Here is a 571-nt window from a genome sequence, read left to right as displayed (position 1 = left end):
GCCTGCGCCCAGCAGGAAGAGGAAGTCGTCTACACCAGCCCGGAAGAGGCCTATTGCGTGCAGACCGGCGGCAGTTACGTGCTGCGCAGCGGCAAGGCGGGCACCATCGGCGTCTGCATCCTGCCCGACGGCACAGAGCGCGACGCGCTGGCCTATTACCGGGAAAACAACCCGGCCTGATCCGGCCGCTCACGGAACACCACTCACGCGAACATCAAAAAAGCCGCTGCGATTTGCAGCGGCTTTTTCAATTGGAGTGCTGGGACAGCGGTCCGGCTTAGCCGTCCAGGCTGTCCAGATAGGCGATGAGGTTCACCCGGTCGGCCTGCTTTTTCAGGCCGGAGAACGACATGGTGGTGCCGGAGGCATAGGCCGACGGCTTGGCCAGGAAGGCGTCCAGCTCTTCCGGGGTCCAGGCCTTGCCGGCCAGGCCGGTCAGCGCGCCGGAGTAGCCGAAGCCGGATGCGGAAGCGATATCGCGGCCAACCACACCGTAGAGATACGGGCCGGTTGCGTTGGCGCCGTCTTCCAGCTTGTGGCAGGCGGAGCACTTCTTGAATACCTTGGCGCC

2 protein-coding genes are annotated in these 571 nt (G+C 64.6%); one reads left to right on the top strand and one right to left on the bottom strand.

Annotation, left to right across the window (positions count from 1 at the left end; translation table 11 throughout):
* On the top strand, window positions 1-180 hold a 180-nt coding region (locus RA21_RS21805; RefSeq protein WP_039152717.1), incomplete at its 5' end, for a putative hemolysin.
* Window positions 181-277: 97 nt separating this feature from the next.
* Here the strand turns inward: RA21_RS21805 and RA21_RS23370 are convergent.
* Window positions 278-571 (bottom strand): c-type cytochrome (locus tag RA21_RS23370; RefSeq protein WP_039152715.1); only part of this gene is annotated, 294 nt, incomplete at its 5' end.

This window comes from Leisingera sp. ANG-DT, assembly GCF_000813785.1.
Lineage (GTDB): Bacteria > Pseudomonadota > Alphaproteobacteria > Rhodobacterales > Rhodobacteraceae > Leisingera.
Note: the sequence above shows the minus strand (reverse complement) of the source record. Positions and strands in the feature narration are given on the sequence as shown.